Genomic DNA, 1070 nt, shown 5'->3' on the forward strand with positions numbered 1-1070 from the left:
AGTGGAAGGCTGATGGTGAACACGCAACCCGAGCCCGGCACGTCCCGCACCGTCAGCGTGCCAAAGTCCGCCTCGATGGTTTGTCGGGCAATGGACAGCCCCAGTCCCAAGCCCGCCCTGCGGTCGTCGTTCGGCCTGAAAGGGATGAACATCTTGGCGGCGCCGCCTGCGGGCAATCCCCCGCAGTGGTCCTCGACATCGATGAATACCTGCTCGCCCGAGGCGTAGGCGCTCAGGGTCACCATCGAGTTCTGCTGCGTGTACTTGAAGGCGTTCTGCAGCAGGTTGGCCAGCGCCGCATGCAGCAGGTCCCGGTTGGCCAGGATCGCCAGTGAAGGATCCACGGTCCGCACCTCGAAGACGGCGTTCTTGCGCGCCACGTCGAGCCGCGCCACCAGGTCGACATCGGCGATGAAGGAGGCGACCGAGAAAGTCTGGCGTTGATCTGCCCCTTCGCCCCTCACTTCGGCCGTGGCCCTGCTGATCAGCAGTCCCAGCGTGGAAAGGCTTCGCTTGAGGACCGCGCCCGTCGCGCCGCTGATGGCGATGTTGCCGAGCTCGAGCGCACGCACGGCCAGCGTCGCCGTCCCGAGCGAGTTGCGCAGTTCGTGGACCAGGAATCCCAGCCGCTGCTTCTCGCCCGCGACCTGCTGCACCGAGATCTGCGCATCGCGCAGGACGCTGAATTCGGTGACCGCATCGGCGATGGCGTTGTCCAGACAACGGTTCAGCGTCCGGAACTCACCCACGGCGAACGGCGCATCGCGCTCGAAGGCCAGGTCCGTGATGGCCTGGCACAGATCGCCGTAGTCATGGACCACCTGATCCACGGTGTAGCCGAGATCGAGCAGTTCCTTGCCGTGGGCGGTGGCGCTGACCCCGATTTCCGACAGCGCAAGCGCATCGCCTCCGGAGGGTCCCGAGATGGCGACGCTCACATCCATCTTGTCGTCGTCTTCGGCCGCGAGCGTTCTCGTGAGCTGGTCCAGGAACATGGGCACGCCATGGGCCAGTTGTTCGTTGGTTGCCGCCCGCAGCGGGCGCTGGGCCACCTTCACCTTGCACCGCGC

The 1070-nt window shown here is 66.0% G+C and carries 1 protein-coding gene; it reads right to left on the reverse strand.

Annotated features, from left to right (window positions below; translation table 11 throughout):
- A partial coding sequence (locus J2X67_RS27710) for a HAMP domain-containing sensor histidine kinase (RefSeq protein WP_309958224.1) occupies window positions 1-1070 on the reverse strand: 1070 nt, incomplete at both ends.

This window comes from Variovorax sp. 3319, from assembly GCF_031456585.1.
Lineage (GTDB): Bacteria > Pseudomonadota > Gammaproteobacteria > Burkholderiales > Burkholderiaceae_C > Variovorax > Variovorax paradoxus_P.